General features: G+C 45.0%; 14 protein-coding genes and 1 pseudogene. 9 read left to right on the top strand and 6 right to left on the bottom strand.

All coding sequences use genetic code 11. The features are described from left to right. Positions 1-82 precede the first annotated feature (82 nt). Positions 83-321 (top strand): annotated as a pseudogene (locus K2P83_RS07790) (IS4 family transposase); the annotation flags it as partial. A gap of 355 nt (positions 322-676) precedes the next feature. Beyond that, on the top strand, positions 677-1,597 hold the full coding sequence (gene ylqF, locus K2P83_RS07785) for a ribosome biogenesis GTPase YlqF (protein ID WP_292927939.1): 921 nt from the start codon (positions 677-679) through the stop codon (positions 1,595-1,597). Positions 1,598-2,116: 519 nt separating this feature from the next. Here ylqF and K2P83_RS07780 read toward each other — a convergent pair. From K2P83_RS07780 to K2P83_RS07770, 3 genes are all read right to left on the bottom strand, one after another. Then, positions 2,117-2,899 carry a hypothetical protein gene (locus tag K2P83_RS07780; protein ID WP_292927937.1) on the bottom strand — a complete coding sequence of 261 codons (783 nt, stop codon included), beginning with the start codon at positions 2,897-2,899 and terminating at the stop codon, positions 2,117-2,119. Positions 2,900-2,997: 98 nt separating this feature from the next. Further along, positions 2,998-4,338, bottom strand: a complete 1,341-nt coding sequence (locus tag K2P83_RS07775; RefSeq protein ID WP_292927935.1) for a dockerin type I domain-containing protein — start codon at positions 4,336-4,338, stop codon at positions 2,998-3,000. 59 nt (positions 4,339-4,397) lie between these two features. Then, complete coding sequence (locus tag K2P83_RS07770) at positions 4,398-6,773, bottom strand: TonB-dependent receptor (RefSeq protein ID WP_292927933.1); 2,376 nt, start codon at positions 6,771-6,773, stop codon at positions 4,398-4,400. A 150-nt stretch (positions 6,774-6,923) separates the two neighbouring features. Between K2P83_RS07770 and zigA the strand changes: the two genes are divergently transcribed. From zigA to K2P83_RS07735, 7 genes are all read left to right on the top strand, one after another. Continuing rightward, on the top strand, positions 6,924-8,132 hold the full coding sequence (gene zigA / locus K2P83_RS07765; protein ID WP_292927931.1) for a zinc metallochaperone GTPase ZigA: 1,209 nt from the start codon (positions 6,924-6,926) through the stop codon (positions 8,130-8,132). A 1-nt stretch (position 8,133) separates the two neighbouring features. Then, positions 8,134-8,787: a DUF1826 domain-containing protein gene (locus K2P83_RS07760; protein WP_292927929.1), complete on the top strand. Its 654-nt coding sequence runs from the start codon at positions 8,134-8,136 to the stop codon at positions 8,785-8,787. 127 nt (positions 8,788-8,914) lie between these two features. Beyond that, complete coding sequence (locus K2P83_RS07755; RefSeq protein WP_292927927.1) at positions 8,915-9,391, top strand: transcriptional repressor; 477 nt, start codon at positions 8,915-8,917, stop codon at positions 9,389-9,391. Then, positions 9,366-9,545, top strand: a complete 180-nt coding sequence (locus tag K2P83_RS07750; RefSeq protein ID WP_292927925.1) for a hypothetical protein — start codon at positions 9,366-9,368, stop codon at positions 9,543-9,545. The genes K2P83_RS07755 and K2P83_RS07750 overlap by 26 nt, the downstream gene beginning before the upstream one ends. Continuing rightward, on the top strand, positions 9,535-9,822 hold the full coding sequence (locus K2P83_RS07745) for a hypothetical protein (protein WP_292927923.1): 288 nt from the start codon (positions 9,535-9,537) through the stop codon (positions 9,820-9,822). Before K2P83_RS07750 ends, K2P83_RS07745 begins: the two co-directional genes overlap by 11 nt. A gap of 45 nt (positions 9,823-9,867) precedes the next feature. Beyond that, entirely contained in the window at positions 9,868-10,095 is a 228-nt protein-coding gene (locus tag K2P83_RS07740; protein WP_292927921.1) for a hypothetical protein, read from the top strand. A gap of 182 nt (positions 10,096-10,277) precedes the next feature. Continuing rightward, the gene (locus K2P83_RS07735) at positions 10,278-10,790 is read left to right on the top strand and encodes an FtsX-like permease family protein (protein WP_292927919.1); all 513 of its coding nucleotides are present in this window, start codon (positions 10,278-10,280) and stop codon (positions 10,788-10,790) included. A 316-nt stretch (positions 10,791-11,106) separates the two neighbouring features. Here K2P83_RS07735 and K2P83_RS07730 read toward each other — a convergent pair whose 3' ends face one another. The 3 genes from K2P83_RS07730 to K2P83_RS07720 form a co-directional block, all read right to left on the bottom strand. Continuing rightward, positions 11,107-11,760 carry a response regulator transcription factor gene (locus K2P83_RS07730; RefSeq protein ID WP_292927917.1) on the bottom strand — a complete coding sequence of 218 codons (654 nt, stop codon included), beginning with the start codon at positions 11,758-11,760 and terminating at the stop codon, positions 11,107-11,109. Between the two features lie 9 nt (positions 11,761-11,769). Beyond that, on the bottom strand, positions 11,770-13,197 hold the full coding sequence (locus K2P83_RS07725) for an ATP-binding protein (protein ID WP_292927915.1): 1,428 nt from the start codon (positions 13,195-13,197) through the stop codon (positions 11,770-11,772). A 246-nt stretch (positions 13,198-13,443) separates the two neighbouring features. Beyond that, a complete protein-coding gene (locus K2P83_RS07720; protein ID WP_292927913.1) occupies positions 13,444-15,840 on the bottom strand; it encodes a PAS domain S-box protein in 2,397 nt (798 codons plus the stop codon). Between the last annotated feature and the right edge of the window lie 88 nt (positions 15,841-15,928).

Here is a 15,928-nt window from a genome sequence, read left to right as displayed (position 1 = left end):
CATTCTGTCGCTGTGTGCAACGCTACCCCTCAAATATCCCACCAAGACTTTTTCGCATCTCGATCAGTTTCTGTGCATGGCCCAGCGTTTCTACGGAACTACTGAGAACGCAGTCAAAACGCAGATATGGATTGCCATATCGGTTTATGTCTTGGTTGCCATTGTGAAAAAGCGGCTCAATACCGAAGCCTCGCTTTAACAATTCTACAGATTTTAAGCCTGACTCTTTTCGAGAAAAAACCTATTGATCAATTGGTTAAAAATACCGAGGTGCTAATGGATACGCCAGAAAGTTATAATCAACTGAATTTATTCAACTGAATTGCCGGACACTAATGGAAATAGATATATTAATAGGCGGGAAGGTCAATTGAGAAGCAACTATCTGCTGATCGAAAGAGGGGGTTGCGAACGCGCCAAACTTAGCATATTGAATGTACATGGATTTTATATGTACTCTAACAGGCCGTTGAAAAACTATCTACGTTGCCGCTGCGGTGTTAAAAACAGGCTCAAAATGCTCATTTATTAAGCATAAACTGCGCTTTTTCGCCTGTTTTTGCCTTGCATCGGCTGCCTCGAAAACGTTTTTCAACGGCCTGCTAAAGTAACGACAAGCATGACGTATCAGTCAGCGAAGAGTAAAATACGACTTTAGTTAGATAATTGATTACGAATGTCCATTCAATGGTTTCCTGGGCACATGGTTACGGCGCGCAAAAAGGCAGCCGAAACCATGGAACGCATCGATGTGATAATAGAAGTTCTGGATGCACGCGTGCCGGAATCAGGCAGCAATCCTGTCATTAAGGAACTCCGCTTGCATCGGCAACGGCCCTGCCTGAAAATCCTTAATAAAGCCGATCTGGCGGATCCTGCTGTCACTACAGCGTGGCTGAACTTCTACAATGAACAAGAAGGAATCAAGGCCGTAGCGCTATCCTGCAAAAAACCAGGAGATGTCGCCAAGATTCCCGGTTTGTGCGAGATGCTCGCCCCGCATCGTGATAACCGACTTAAACCATTGCGCATGATGATTATGGGCATCCCCAATGTAGGGAAATCCACACTGACAAATGCGCTGCTGAAGCGCCGGGTGGCCGCTGTAGGCGACGAGCCGGCAGTGACCAAAAACCAGCAGGGATTCGATCTGAATGAACGAATGACGCTGATCGATACGCCAGGGCTAATGTGGCCAAAGATTGAGTATGACAGCGACGGTTTCATGCTGGCCGCAAGCCATGCGGTGGGGAGAAATGCCATAATTGATGAAGAAGTGGCCAGTTTTCTGGGCGACATCCTGCTGGCAGGCTACCCCAGCCTACTTGTGAACCGTTACGGATTCTCCGTCGAAGGTCTGGATGGTGCGGGCATTGTCGAAGCAGTCGCAAAACGGCGCGGTTACCTGCTCAAGGGGGGTGTTCCTGATCTGGAAAAAGCTGCTCTCATGCTGCTACAGGATTATCGCACCGGAGCACTTGGACGGATCAGCCTGGAATCACCAAAAAGCCGCAGTGTAATGTTAGCCGATCAAGCACTGATTAAAGCAAAGGAACAGGCTTCAAAAACAAGGAGAATCAAGGGGCCAGATCTATAACCAAGAATAACTGTTCTTGCGGCATTAGTGGCCGAGATAATTGAGAAATGCCCGATTCTTCAAAAAACATTCCGCTCAGTTATCTTAATCCAAACGATAACCTTAATCATTTATGCATAATTTCCCACACTGATATGTACTGCATGAGGAGATATCATGAGAACTACAGTAGATTTCCCGATTATTAAAATCAATCTCTATCAAGCACAAAGCTAACAACGTCATTAATGAATGCGCGTACGTCTTTGGGTTGCATCTAACAGGCCATTGAAAAACTATCTGCGTTGCCGCTACGGTGTTAAAAACAGACTAAAAATGCTCATTTATTAAGCATAAACTGCGCTTTTTCGCCTGTTTTTGCCTTGCATCGGCTGCCTCGAAAACGTTTTTCAACGGCCTGCTAAAGGAAATATTTCCAAGCTTCAAATAACACAAAGACTGCAGAGTACTTGACGGAGCGATTTAACCGGTTTCAACAGAATAGCCAGAGAAACTCATTACTTCCTGAAAACTACTGTTTCATTTTTCCGTTCTTGGAATTTCTTGCGCATCAATTAGTTGAAATTTATCATCACCGATATGTCTAAGTTTGACTTTATAGTATGTTCCCAATGCCTTTACTTGCTGGATGTCCAATGTTCCAGTTTCAGCTACAAAAACAGAGTTTTCGTTAAGATCTGCAGCTGCTGAAACTGCCAGTTCAAATTTGTCGTGTTCAAGACCACGATTAAAAACTATTGTAATCGGGGATGTCGCGATAGAAACAGAAGTATCGCTATTCGCTTTAGATTCGAATAATTTGAGTTGAATGCGATAGGCGCCGACACTGCCGCCTAATGCATTCGATGCATCAAAAATAGACATTTCCAGGTGTTCGTGCAGTCCCCCATCGCTGCCAATTTCACCGATAACCGCTGCCGTATCACTCACACCGCTGGTTCGATACGAAATAGCAGTGCCAAGCGCGTCGGTAATTTCAATTCGCTCTTCGTTTGGCACAGTCGTGCTCCATTCAGTGCCATTCCAGAATAGCAGTTGACCGACAGGCTGGAAACGCAGCCAATTCCCTGGGGTGAATGCTCCTTGTGCGATATTGACATCAAAACCAGGTTCGTCCGTAGCGTAGAGTCCTCCGCTGATGTCGCCAAAGTCCGGTTCGAACAAATTGCTGTTAAGAAATATTTCCGCGCCAATTTTCCACGGTTGGATGTCGCCTTCATGCGAGTGTGCTTGCGCAATAGCAGATATGGAAAATAAGCTAAGAACGAACGTCATAGTCAGGTTAATAATTTTCTTTAGCATAGATAAGGCCTCATGAGTTGATTTAAGTTACTGTTTTATAATTTCTGCTTGCTTTAATTAAGATAATGGATGCCATTGTCCTCCTTGGATAATTGCTGTTATTCAAAAACCCCGCCAATTTCTTCTAAGTGCTCCAAGCGGAATTTATCGTCTCCGATGTTGCGCAAGGTCGCTTTAAAATTCTTTCCGTGTGTATAGACTGAAGGGATTTCCAGAATTCCGCTTTCAATGTCATACCGAACCGGTATGGCGTAGCGGGGTTTGTCGATTTGTACCGTATTGAGCACAAATATATTTTCATCTTTTAGCTGCAATTGCGCGCGATAATGCTGATTGCTTGCCTGGATATCGTTCAGATTCAATATGCCGGTATTCTGGTCGTAGACCGCTGCCACATTCAATACAGTGGCGGGCGCTATAATCGGGATATTGCACAGCCGGAGTGTGCATAAGTCTTTAGCCAGAGAAGCATCGGAACGATCAATGACACCATCGCGATTGACGTCAAGCATGGCATTGCCTGGGTTAACCGGTTCATTGTTTTGGGCAGCTAATAGAATCAATGCCACATCGATTCGATCCACATCACTGTCTAAATCCACATCGCCGGGAATTGACACAGGGAGTATTGGTCGTGGCGGATCCGGATCAATGTCCGATGGTTTGCCAGCGAGCGCTACTAAGGCTGCAGCGAATGCTGCCTCATCCAAACCGGTATTAAACAAAATCAGGAATGGTTCTGAAGGAAAGAAACGTGCATTGGAAATAAGCTGCATTTCAACCAAATAGGCACCAACAGGCCCGCCTATTTCTCCCTGTTGATTTTCCAGAAAGAAGCTCAGATGGGTGTGTAAAATGCCATTATTGTTGGTAATGTCCACAACCAATTCGGGATTGCCCAGAATGCCTTCAGCAGAGAAAATGGTACTGCCGTCAATGCCAAAGCTACCGTCACTAAAACATACTAATTGTCCAGCGCATTTCGAGAAATCGTTGAGTACCTCGGCACTGGCTTCGAGTCCGCCGAACAGGGTGATTTGGATACCGTGAGGCGAATTCCCCCACGAAGATAACGCCGGATCCCAATATTTAAGCGCCCCAAGTGCGCGATAACTCACCAGTTCATTGGGTAGTAAACCATTTTGAATTGATTGAAACCCCGGATTCTTGGTTCGGAAATCCCCACCGGGAAGATCTCTAAAATTGGCCAGAAAGATAAGCTTTCCTGTTGTAGATTCTTTAGGTAAGGCTCCGGCAGGTAATTCAAGCGTTTGTGCCAGTTTACCTAAGTCACACCCGACAACACCGGGCGTGCGGCAGTACCCGGCAAATACTGCATTGCCTTCTCCCCAGACTTCGACATCCAGGTGCTGGGAGAAAGCTGCCTGATTCAATAACAGCGCAACAATCAGCAAATAAAATCGGATACGGTTGGTCATGTAAGTTTGATTTTCATTCTATGCAATTCTTGCCGTGGTCTTGTCATTAAGCAGATTGACTAAAAGGAGGCACGCAACCCGAACACAAAACTTCGTCCTGGCTCCGGTGCGAAATTTCGTAAAAAGGAAACCGAGTTGCGTATTTCCTCATCCAACAGATTGTGCGCTTTGGCAAACAGCCACAAATCACCCCATGTGCCGGTTTTAATTTGATAATCCGCCGTTGCGGTTAATAAATGGTATCCCCCCGTGGATGTTTCATTTTTGCCCGGATGAGTTTGCGTTTCCCCGCGGGTATAACGCAGCGCGGTAGTCCATAGGCTGTTGCCAAATCCCAGCTCGGCGCCGTAGCGTAGCGGAGGCATGCGCGGCACATCGTCGCGATCGCCATTGACAAAGCGGCCGCGTACATAATCGGAGAACACGGTCAGCAGCACATTGCCCCGCGGCATCTTATAGAGGGTTGCGTCAATCCTGGATTCGAAACCGGCAAATTCGGCATTGCGTTGATCGTAAGCGAAAATCGATACGCATTCCGAGTCGCTGACACAGCGCTGGCGGATCACTTCGTTGTCAATTTCGTAGACCAGGCCGGTATTGCGCAGATAAATATAATTGTCGGTACGGTTATAATAACCATTGATTCGCGCACTGATGCGTTCGGATTTCCAGTCAAAGCCGAAATCAGCCATGTTCACAGTTTCATTCTTTAATTGCACATTCCCGATTTCGAAACTGCGGGTGGATAAATGCGGGCCGAGCGCAAGCAATTCCTGTATATCCGGGGGACGCTTGCCGCGATTCAATGTCAGCGTTAGCGCAACATCCGGTAGCGGATTCCACTGGACGGCTGAGGAAGCGGAGAGTGCCTGATAGTCAAGCGCATTGGGCAAAGGCACAGGTGGCAGGGCGCTGCCGCGCAGTTTCAATTCGCTGGCGCTGGGATTTACGTGCGCTTGTTCGAAGCGGAGGCCGCCACGCACTATCCATTTATTCCAGGTGTAATCCTGCGTGGTATAAAAACCCAATGACTGTTGCTTGGTCGGTGGTACGAAAGTTTCGACGCCGAGGGCGGAGAATTTACGATCTATCCAGTGTGCGCCGAAAGTGCCAGTCAGGTTCGGTAGCGCATTGTGACGCGCTTCGACACGGCCCTCGCCGACATCATTTTTGAACTTGGTGAAAGGTGAGCCGCCTTCCACCTCGGTATGTCCGTAGTCGACCAAACCATAACGAAAACTGATGCTTTCGATACCGCGCATCGGCGCGTACCATTCAGATTTAAAATCGTAGCGGGTTTGTTGCATATTGATACGGATATTCGGGAACAAGGCCTGGGGCCCAAAAATATCTTCAAAGCCAGTCAAATCTCTCAATCTGGGCAAGATCGTTTCCAGGCCGCCCAGATGACTCGGATCCAGATTATGGCTTCCTTTAGGTATTCCATAGCGATTATCCGTGTGACTGACCGACATACCCGCCATGACATTATTGCCCACCCATGAAACACCGGCAAAACCACCGGTTCCTTTGCTATCGGTATTCGGGATTTTGCCACTGACATTTTGGATTCCCGTCAGACCGAGCTGTTGTTCTGCGAAAGTTTCATCAATTGCCTTGCCGGGAATTTGAGTATCACCCCGCTGGCGAAAGAAACCGCCCAAATTGAACGCCAATTGGTCTTTTCCCATATTCAATTTAAAGGCGGAATTTGTGCCGTCTCCGTTTGTATCATAGCGGCTCTCAACAGAACCGCTGATTGGTTTTTTGGCGCGCTTTTCAGGTATGCGCTGATCATTAACATCGACAACGCCGCCAATTGCGTTGCCGCCATAGCGAACTATTTCCGGGCCACGCATGACTTTTATTTCTTCGGCAAATAACGGATCGATTGCCACGGCATGATCCGGGCTGAGACTGGTTGCATCATGGGTGCCAATGCCATTTTGTAAAATACGCACCCGGGATCCGGTTAAGCCACGGATTACAGGGACGCCAACTCCTGGGCCAAAAGAAGCATTGCTCACACCCAATTCCGTCTCAAGAGTTTGACCTAGCGTATCGCTTTGCTGCAAATACAGAGATCTGCCCTTCAAGACGCTGGTATTTGGTTTTGGATTCTGATCGGGTACGATGCCAATTACTTTTATGGGCTCAAGTTTGATCACGGATTCATTCTCGATAGAAACGGGTGCTCCTTTCGTTTGAGCGGAATTACTTGGTTTCTTATCAGTTGCTATAGCTTGATTTGACGTTCCTGCCAATATTTGGTGCTGCCGGGAGCGTGCGTCTGGTGTCCGATTCGATAAATATCTGAAAGATAATTTTTGGAAACGATTGCACATATGACGCTTGCTTGCTTCTTTTCTCTCGATCAGCGTGCGGATGTAATAAGTGTGGATCGATTCGAAATCTTTTAATTTCAGGGAATACATTAAAAATATGTTTCTTCTCATGTAAATCGTAGAGTTATCTAGACGCACCCTAAAAACTCAAGATAAATTTTTATTGCTTCATTCAAATGATATGTTATAACATAACTCTAATCAAGTAATAAAGTTTATTAAATGCGAATAACTCACACTATGAATACATCACCTGATCTTTTGCCCGTGACTGTTCTTTCTGGTTTTCTGGGCGCAGGTAAAACGACTGTGCTAAATCACATTCTTAATAACCGGGAAGGAAAACGAGTTGCGGTCATCGTGAATGATATGAGTGAGATCAATATTGATGCATCAATTATTGAGCAGGAAATATCATTCAACCGTTCCGAAGAAAAACTGATAGAAATGAGCAATGGCTGCATCTGCTGCACTTTGCGTGAAGATCTGCTGATTGAAGTACGTAAACTTGCCACCGAAGGAAAGTTTGATTATCTGGTGATTGAATCAACAGGAATATCCGAGCCGCTACCGATTGCAGAAACATTCACTTTTGAAGATGAAGAGGGTATCAGCTTATCCGATATTGCGCGATTGGATACCATGGTGACGGTGGTTGATGCGGTCAATTTCCTTAAAGATTTTGAAGAAGCAAAAATGCTTCAGGAAACTGGAGAAAGCCTGGGGGAAGACGATGAGCGTAGCGTTGCCGATCTATTGACCGATCAAGTTGAATTTAGCGATGTTATCTTGATCAGCAAGATCGATTTGATCACGCAGGAGGAGCTAACCCGGCTGCAGGGTATTTTAAGTTGTCTCAATACGCAGGCGGAAATCATAGCGATTGAGAATGGTCAGGTTGATTTGTCCAAGCTAATGAATACCCAGAAATTTAATTTTGAGCAAGCTCAGCAAGCACCTGGCTGGTTGAAAGAGTTGCGTGGGGAACATATTCCGGAGACGGAGGAATATGGAATCAGCAGCTTTGTTTACACTGCAAGGAAACCATTTCATCCGAAAAAATTCTATGATTTTCTTCACCATGAATGGCCGGCTGGCAGATTACTTCGCTCGAAAGGGTATTTTTGGCTCGCAACCCGGCCAGATGATGCAGGGCAGTGGAACCAGGCCGGTGGCATTGCAGGATACAGTTATAGCGGTATGTTTTGGAAATCTGTGCCAAAAAAACAATGGCCTACCGATAAAGACTATTTGGCATCTATTGCAGCGAAGTGGGTTGAGCCATTTGGGGATAAACGGCAGGAATTGGTTTTTATTGGTCAGAATCTTAATCAACAAGCAGTTTGTCAATGGTTGGACGAATGTCTGTTGACCGATGCAGAGCTGCATGCTGGCAAGGAATACTGGAATACCTTGGAAGATCCTTTTCCTTCCTGGGATCCTGATTAATATGCAAACATATCCGGCGACTGATCATTTACTCAATCAAGTGATGCCTGCGCAAAGCACTTATGTTATCGGTTGTGCGCCTGAAGTGCTGGCGCAAATTTATGATACGCAGATTAATATGTGCATTTTGCAACGTTCTATTGCGCCTGACGTTAGAATGTATGCGGCGTTTTTGCAGCAAGAATATATCGATTTCCAGTTGATACGGCGGGTCAATATTCCGAGCGTGGTTGATGTGTTAATGGGATCATTGCCTGCGCATTCAATGCGCGTTAGCTTTATCGAAGTTGTTGCAATGGCGATTGATATGTTTTCCTGTCTTTTCGATCTTGATCATGCGGGCTTACGGTTGCTGGTGTTAAATAAAACCATGTGTCCACGTTTTCATGCGGATAAAGTGCCGTGCCGTTTGGTGACGACCTATGCGGGCAAAGGAACAGAATGGCTAGACAGAGAAGGAATAGATCGTTCAGCGCTAGGAACCAGCGAGGAACCAATTGTTGAGCACGATCTCATCCAACATTTAAGCGAAGGGGATATTGCCTTGCTCAAAGGGGACGGATGGAAAGGAAATGAAGGGTCTGGCGTTATTCATCGTTCACCGTTTCTTAATGACAGTGAAACGCGGTTACTGCTTACGCTCGATTTTGTTTAAATTTTGACTGTTGTGTAATGAATCTATCCATACTAAAGTGCATCTCTGTTATAGGCGCACAATTGCAATTTATAATCTTGTAGCAAATCTTCTTACATGCTTACTATGCCACTGGAAGCCAATTAGAGTGCCAACTGATATTGATCAGATCCTTACGAAATCACAAGAAGCTTGTGCGTTGACGGGAGCTAAACTAACCAGTAAGCGAAAGAATGTGCTTACAGTGCTATTGACCGCATCGATTCCGCTCTCTGCCTATGAAATTGTCGAGAGATATAAAACCCGGTTTAATGAAGCACTACCGGTCATGTCCGTTTATCGCATGTTGGATTTCCTGATTCAGGAAAAGCTGGTTCATAAACTTGAAACAGCCGGTCAGTATATGATTTGTGCTCATATTACCTGCGATCACCCGCATGAAATGCCACAATTTCTGATTTGCGACCGTTGTCATGCAGTGAAAGAAATTGGTATCAAAAAGCAGATTATGTCAGAGCTGGAGCGTGATATTCAAAGCACAGGCTTCGCATTAAATAAAAGACAATTGGAACTGCATGGATTTTGTGAACGCTGTCAGAATGAACCTAACCCGGATATTGCATGATTTGCGCGCGCCCTTACTACTGATCAACATCAGTCAGATGCAAGGCATTACATTGGTTTTTGTCAGTCATGACGTTGCACTGGCTCAAGATTTTCAGCATGTTGTCAATTTGACTGAGATCAATCGTGCAAGGATTTCATCAAATGTTCGCTAAAGTTGCTTGGCATAGTTTACTAAATTGCAGATACACCACAATACTGGCAATAATTTCTGTGGCAATCAGCACCTTTGTATTGCTTGGTGTTGAACATATCCGGCACGAAGCCAAAGAAAGTTTCAGCAAAACGGTATCCGGTGTGGATCTTATTGTTGGTGCGCGTACTAGCCAGCTTAACCTGCTGCTTTATTCTGTTTTTCACATCGGTAATCCAACAAACAATATTTCGTGGCAGAGCTACCGTGAGCTGGCCGATGATCCTAAGGTAGCCTGAACAATACCAATTTCTCTAGGAGATTCGCATCAGGGATACCGAGTGATGGGCACCACAGATGATTTCTTCATGCGGTTCCGGTTTGGCAAAAATACCGCGCTATCCTTTTCAGAAGGAGAAGCCTTTTCTCAGCTATTTGATGTCGTGTTAGGTGCTGAGGTTGCCAAAAAACTCAACTATCGCGTGGGTGATCCAATCTTATTGGCTCATGGACTTGGTCGGATCAGTTTTAGTATGCATGATGTAAGCCTTTCAGAGTCAAGGGGATCCTGAGACCAACGGGAACGCCTGCAGATCAAACGTTGTATATCAGTCTGCAAGGTATGGAAGCAATTCATCTGGACTGACGGGATGGGGTAAAAATTCCAGGTAAAAAGGTTTCTGATAGTGACATTGAAGCACTGGATTTAACACCCAAGAGCATTACTGCTTTTATGATTGGATTGCAATCAAAAATGGCAATATTTTCTGTGCAACGCCATATTAATCAATATCCCAAAGAGCCGCTACTTGCCATTTTGCCTGGCATCATGCTGACCGAGCTATGGCAAATGATGAATTCGATGGAAAATACGCTTAGGTTAATTTCCATCCTGGTTTTATTCTCGTCGTTGTTAGGGCTCAGTACCATGTTGCTTTCATCAATACGAGAAAGACAACGAGAAATCGCAGTGATGCGTGCCATTGGTGCCAGCCCCCTGTTTGTTTTTTTGATCATTCAGATAGAAGCTTTAATGATCGCCTTGGTTGGGATAATCGCTGCAATTGTGGTTTTATCAATTGGGATTTTGTTGGCCCAATCAACACTTTCAGAAAATTATGGAATATTTATCAATCACTTATATAATAATAGCCAGACCTCTGATATTGTAGGAATCATTATCCTCAGTACATTTATACTCGGACTGATTCCATCGCTCAGCGCTTATCGTATGTCCTTGCATTATGGTCTTATAGAGAGAAGTTAAGTGAAGTTATTTGATTGGAAGTTGTGATGGGATCAATTGCATCTTCCTGGTTATGAACCTGCTCATCTTGTTGCGGGTTCTTATTTGCCTGAGGAATCTTGCTGCCAAAATAGCATTTTGGGAAACAAAAAAGGCATGCCCAGAGAAATCCCGTTTGCGCGTGCCTGCTAAGTCATCTCAAACCAAAATTCTAACTTGGCAGTGCATATCTGATCGCTGAATTTCTGAGTAAGCTCTATGAGGGGCTCCAGTTATAAGCCTCCGGCTCTGCCGGAAGTAATTTAACTTGAAGAGGGTTAATTTGATGCCGTTGATGTCAACTAACTGGAGAGTCGTTGTCTTGATGTTGCGCTCTTAAACGCAGCGCAAAACTAATCAGGCTATTGGGACCGCTCAGATTGAGTTTTCTGGAAATATTGACCCGATGATTTTCTATTGTTTTATTGCTCACAAACAACTTCTTAGCAATTTGCGGGGTAGTGTATCCTTCGGATATCGCATTGAGTACTTTACGTTCTGTTTTAGTGAGGCTGGTCATTTTCTCAAGTGTCGCCTCGATTAGTTCATCCTTTTCCAGTTGATGCTTACTTTTTCTGGATAATTTCTCAAGTCGAGCCCTGATGCTATTGATCAATTCTTCTTTCGTAAACGGCTTGGTGAGGTAGTCATCGGCTCCCATATTCATCCCAATTCGGGTATCTGAGCGAGTCGATTTTGCGGTCAGAAAAATAAATGCTGTTGGTGGTAATTGCGGAATCTGCTTTACTCTGGAGAGTACTTCGAAGCCATCTATTCCGGGGAGCATGATATCGCAAATGATGATATCTGGAGCATATTCCAATGCCATTGTGATCCCTTCCTCACCGGTAGGTGCGCTGATTACGCGAAAACCATAATGCGCAATAATCTCGGATACGTTTTCGCATAGCACTTTTTCATCCTCTATCAAAAGAATCAGCGGATTGTTCATTGTTTCTGTTTATAAGCGCAATTGAATCGTTACCGTGCATCCGTTCCCGGATTTACTTGCAAAACTGATATCACCGCCATGTATTAGGATTAATTTTTTGGCAATCATAAGCCCCAGTCCGCTCCCGGGAAAAGCTTTGGCATTGGATGCCCGGAAAAATGATTGGAACAGGAATGGCTGATCTTTTTCCGGAATACCGATTCCATAGTCCTTTATCGTTATTAAATAAGAATTGTCATGGAAAATAACAGTAAGTTCAGGCGCTTGCTTATTTTCAGAATATTTAAATGCATTTGACACAACGTTGCGTAAAACATTCCGTAGCAGAATTTCATCTATGCTGATAATGCGGTCTGGTGCATCAAAATGGTAGTTCAGCATTCTTTGCTGTCCATTTGGTTCAATATTCGATTGAATAAATGCATCCATAAACTGCTTGAATGGGTGATTTTTTTTGGATATTTCTATTTTCCCTTCATCAATCCGGCCGATATCCAAAATGTTTTCCATCAGTTCCGTCATGCGCGTTGTTTCCTCTGCCATAATCGCTTTGTGTTTCTGAAAGAACTCGATAAAGGGAGTACTAAGGTTGGTTGATTCTGTTCTCAGATCCAGTAGATCAATGCTGGAACGAATGGTGGCAAGGGGAGTACGGAACTGGTGTGAAGCCAGATTGACGAATTGGGTTTTAAAGCGATTGAGTTCGCGTTCTTTTTCCATAGCTTTTTGAAGCCGCTGTTCCGCCATTTTTATTAGCGTAATATCATTTTCAACAGCGACATAATTGATCAATTTACCGGTGTCATCATAAACCGCAGCGATATTAAGATAGAGCCAGATCTTGTCGCCGCTTTTTGTATAATTCAGAATTTCACCGGAGAATGTACCTGTATCCCTTAGCGAGCGGGTGATTTCACGGATTGTTTCGATAGAAGTTTCCGGTCCTTGGAGAAAAATCCCCGGATCAATTCCAATCACCTCTTCAGATTTATACCCCAAGATTTTTTCAAAACTATTATTGATCCATATCACGCGCTTTTCGGGATCGGTAATCATCACGATGCCATTGGTTTTCTCAGCAACAATGGCCATTCGCTGTAACTCCAATTCGCTCTTCTTTCTTGCAGTGACATTTTGCAAAATACCATACAAACCGATTAGGTCTCCCTGCTCATCAAGCATTGGGTAAATGGTTGTGGTGTGCCATTTGGGTCTGCCATCATCCATCACAATCATAAATTCTTCGGTTCGCTCTGTTTTTTCTATGGTGACATGTGCAATCAATGCGAGCATTTTTTCTTTCTCAGGTCTCTGATAAAAATGCGTGCTTTCAAGTAGGTCTGAGTAATTATAGTTTCTGTCTAATTCGTAAAAGTCATAAAGATACTCAGACCAGATCGTAATATCAGTCTTGAAAGTATGAGACCAATCGCCCATTTCGGCTGTTTTACTGAGAAGGCAAAGCCGTTTTTTCTGGGATTCGAACGAATCGAAAGCCGTCAAGTTAAAATTGGATCCAGAAATCATGAGAAGTTATTTTGTGAAGTTGAAGGCGGTTGATAATCGTCATGCCCAAAGGATTAAACAGCAAGTTTATTTCTAATATTCTTTCGCTACCCTCATCCGGGGTTGCACATAAACGCAATATTACACTGTGATAATGATAGCGGAAGATGAGTCTTTTTATGAATATAGATCTCTTGTACTCTGATTAGAGCGTTCGTATTCGGCAAGCAAATGCCTCAATTGGTTAAAGTCGGGCGGCTTTAACAGATAATGATCAAAGTCAGTTACTTCCCCGAGCAAAGTCTTATTTAGCACATAGCCGCTCAAGGCAATAATCAACACCCGCCGGGTAGTAGGCAGTTTACGTAGCTTTCTGGCGACCTGATAACCATCTATGTCGGGTAGTCCGATATCCAACAAAATGACATCAGGCTCAAATGTCTGTGCAGCAGATATGCCCTGTGTTCCGTTGCGTGCAATCGCTATTTGATGTCCTGACATCTCAAACCATAAAGCGGTACTTTCCACAACATCTTCATTATCATCAATCAGCAAAACTCGCAAACCTTGTTCAGTTTCTTTAGTTGAGCTCCGCGGAATCAGTGGTGTTGTCAGGATTGTTTCCTCTACGAGTTCGGGTAATTGAATCAAGAATTGTGAACCCTGGTTGACACCTTGGCTGTGAGCTGTGATTTGGCCGCCATGTAGTTCGACCAGCTTCTTCGCCAAGGTAAGACCAAGTCCCAAGCCACCTTCGGAGCGGTCGAGCCCTATTGTTTCTTGGATGAATAGATCGAAGATATGAGGCAGCAATTGCGGTTCAATGCCCATGCCATTGTCCCGGACGTGAACGAAGATTGATGAACATTCGACACTTGCGCTCAGGTCAATACAGCCACCCGCATCGGTATATTTAATAGCATTGTTAAGCAGATTGGTGAACACCTGGGTGAGGCGGATGGGGTCGCCTTGCAGATAGATCGGCTGTGTTGGCAATTCGAGATTGAGCGTTTGATGTTTCGTTTGGATTAATGGCAAAATTGATTCTGTCAAATCTTTGAGCAGCTTAACCAGCTCGACACGTTCCCGTTGGATCTTCACTAGGCCTCTGGTGATGCGCGAAACATCCAATAGGTCATCGACAAGTTTGGTAATATGGGTCACATTACGATTCAGTGTCTCAGTGGCCCAATTCAGTGTGGATTCCTGGAAAGGGAATGAAGACAAGACCTGAGCCACATTACTGATGGGTGTGAGCGGATTGCGCAGTTCGTGACCGAGCATGGCCAAGAATTCGTCTTTGCGCCGGTCGGATTCGCGCAGTAACGCTTCAGTCTTTTTCTGTTCGGTGATGTCGAGATTGATACCAGCCCAGTATTTGATATTTCCGTTATTGTCCCGCACCGGTACGCAGCGGGCTAGAATGGGATGCCATTGCCCATCCGCCCCGCGGAAACGATGCTCAATATCCCACACACCACCCGTGCGGATACACTCTTGCCACGCCGAAAGGGTGCTTTCGGCATCGTCGGGATGCAACACGTTACCCCATCCGAAATTCGAGCATTGATCCTGGGTGAGTCCGACGAGCTTGAGAAAACTGGGGCTTGCATAAATGTTTCGTCCTTCTGAATCGCAAACCCAAACGCCATAATCAATGGATTCTCCGATGGCGCGGTACAACGCCTCACTCTCGCGGAGTGCCGCAGCGGCACGCTCTCTTTCGGCTGCTATTTGTATTTGCGTCTCTGCTTGTTTAATGTTTTCGATATCCGTACAAGTACCAAACCAATTTTGAATATTTCCCTCGTTGTTTAAAACAGGCACCCCGCGAATCAACCACCAGCGATAAATCCCGTCAGCGCGACGCAACCGGCATTCAAGTGAATAGGAGTCATTGTTTGTTACTGCATTCTGCCAGGCATCCCAAGCGCGTTGTTGGTCGTTGGGGTGAAATGGTTTATTCCATCCGTGACCGTAGCTTTCTTCTAGTGTGAGTCCTGTATATTCCACCCATTGTTGGTTGAAATAACAGTTCCAGCCATCTGCCCGAGTGACCCAGACAATTTGTGGCATACCTTCGGCTAAAAGACGAAATCCCTTCTCACTGGCAAGAAGCTCCATCTTTCCCTGATTGCGCTCAGTAATGTCGGTGATGATCACGCTTATCCGCTGGTTGCCAGAAAATCCTAAGGTGCAGCAGGAAAATAGCACTGGTATGGATTTACCCACTCCACTTATCAAGGAGAGTTCCTGTTTATCGCAACCCTGGGTTTGATTTTCCAGAAGGGATGTGATCAATGGGTAATCCGAGGGGGGCACATAAGCTCCAAACGAAGATCCGATGAGTTGATCTAGCGGTACTTGCAGCAGTTTAGCCAGGCGGTCATTACAATAGAGGATCACACCGCCCTTTGTTAGGATAGCGGCACCTTCGTTCATGGTCTCGATCAGAATCCGGTATACACTTTCGTAACCTTGCAACATTTGCTCGGTTTTTTCGAGACGAAGGCGTAGAGCCTCTATCTCGGCTAATAGCGCTTCATGCGATCTGTTATCGATTAATATGCCCATGTTTAATTCTGAGGATTGTTAGTGTTACTGACAATCCAATTAAGCGTTTTCCAATTTTTTATACGGTATCCTGTTAATACAGGTTTGC

Source organism: Nitrosomonas sp., assembly GCF_019752415.1.
In the GTDB taxonomy this organism is placed as follows: Bacteria; Pseudomonadota; Gammaproteobacteria; order Burkholderiales; family Nitrosomonadaceae; genus Nitrosomonas.
This window is presented reverse-complemented; position numbering and strand designations above follow the sequence as displayed.

Bases quoted from the DNA above. Each gene is read 5' to 3' on its own strand.
- ylqF (WP_292927939.1), top strand. From the start codon at position 677: ATGTCCATTCAATGGTTTCCTGGGCACATGGTTACGGCGCGCAAAAAG.
- K2P83_RS07780 (WP_292927937.1), bottom strand. From the start codon at position 2,899: ATGCTAAAGAAAATTATTAACCTGACTATGACGTTCGTTCTTAGCTTA.
- K2P83_RS07775 (WP_292927935.1), bottom strand. From the start codon at position 4,338: ATGACCAACCGTATCCGATTTTATTTGCTGATTGTTGCGCTGTTATTG.
- K2P83_RS07770 (WP_292927933.1), bottom strand. From the start codon at position 6,773: ATGTATTCCCTGAAATTAAAAGATTTCGAATCGATCCACACTTATTAC.
- zigA (WP_292927931.1), top strand. From the start codon at position 6,924: ATGAATACATCACCTGATCTTTTGCCCGTGACTGTTCTTTCTGGTTTT.
- K2P83_RS07760 (WP_292927929.1), top strand. From the start codon at position 8,134: ATGCAAACATATCCGGCGACTGATCATTTACTCAATCAAGTGATGCCT.
- K2P83_RS07750 (WP_292927925.1), top strand. From the start codon at position 9,366: ATGAACCTAACCCGGATATTGCATGATTTGCGCGCGCCCTTACTACTG.
- K2P83_RS07745 (WP_292927923.1), top strand. From the start codon at position 9,535: ATGTTCGCTAAAGTTGCTTGGCATAGTTTACTAAATTGCAGATACACC.
- K2P83_RS07740 (WP_292927921.1), top strand. From the start codon at position 9,868: ATGGGCACCACAGATGATTTCTTCATGCGGTTCCGGTTTGGCAAAAAT.
- K2P83_RS07735 (WP_292927919.1), top strand. From the start codon at position 10,278: ATGGCAATATTTTCTGTGCAACGCCATATTAATCAATATCCCAAAGAG.
- K2P83_RS07730 (WP_292927917.1), bottom strand. From the start codon at position 11,760: ATGAACAATCCGCTGATTCTTTTGATAGAGGATGAAAAAGTGCTATGC.
- K2P83_RS07725 (WP_292927915.1), bottom strand. From the start codon at position 13,197: ATGGGCGATTGGTCTCATACTTTCAAGACTGATATTACGATCTGGTCT.
- K2P83_RS07720 (WP_292927913.1), bottom strand. From the start codon at position 15,840: ATGGGCATATTAATCGATAACAGATCGCATGAAGCGCTATTAGCCGAG.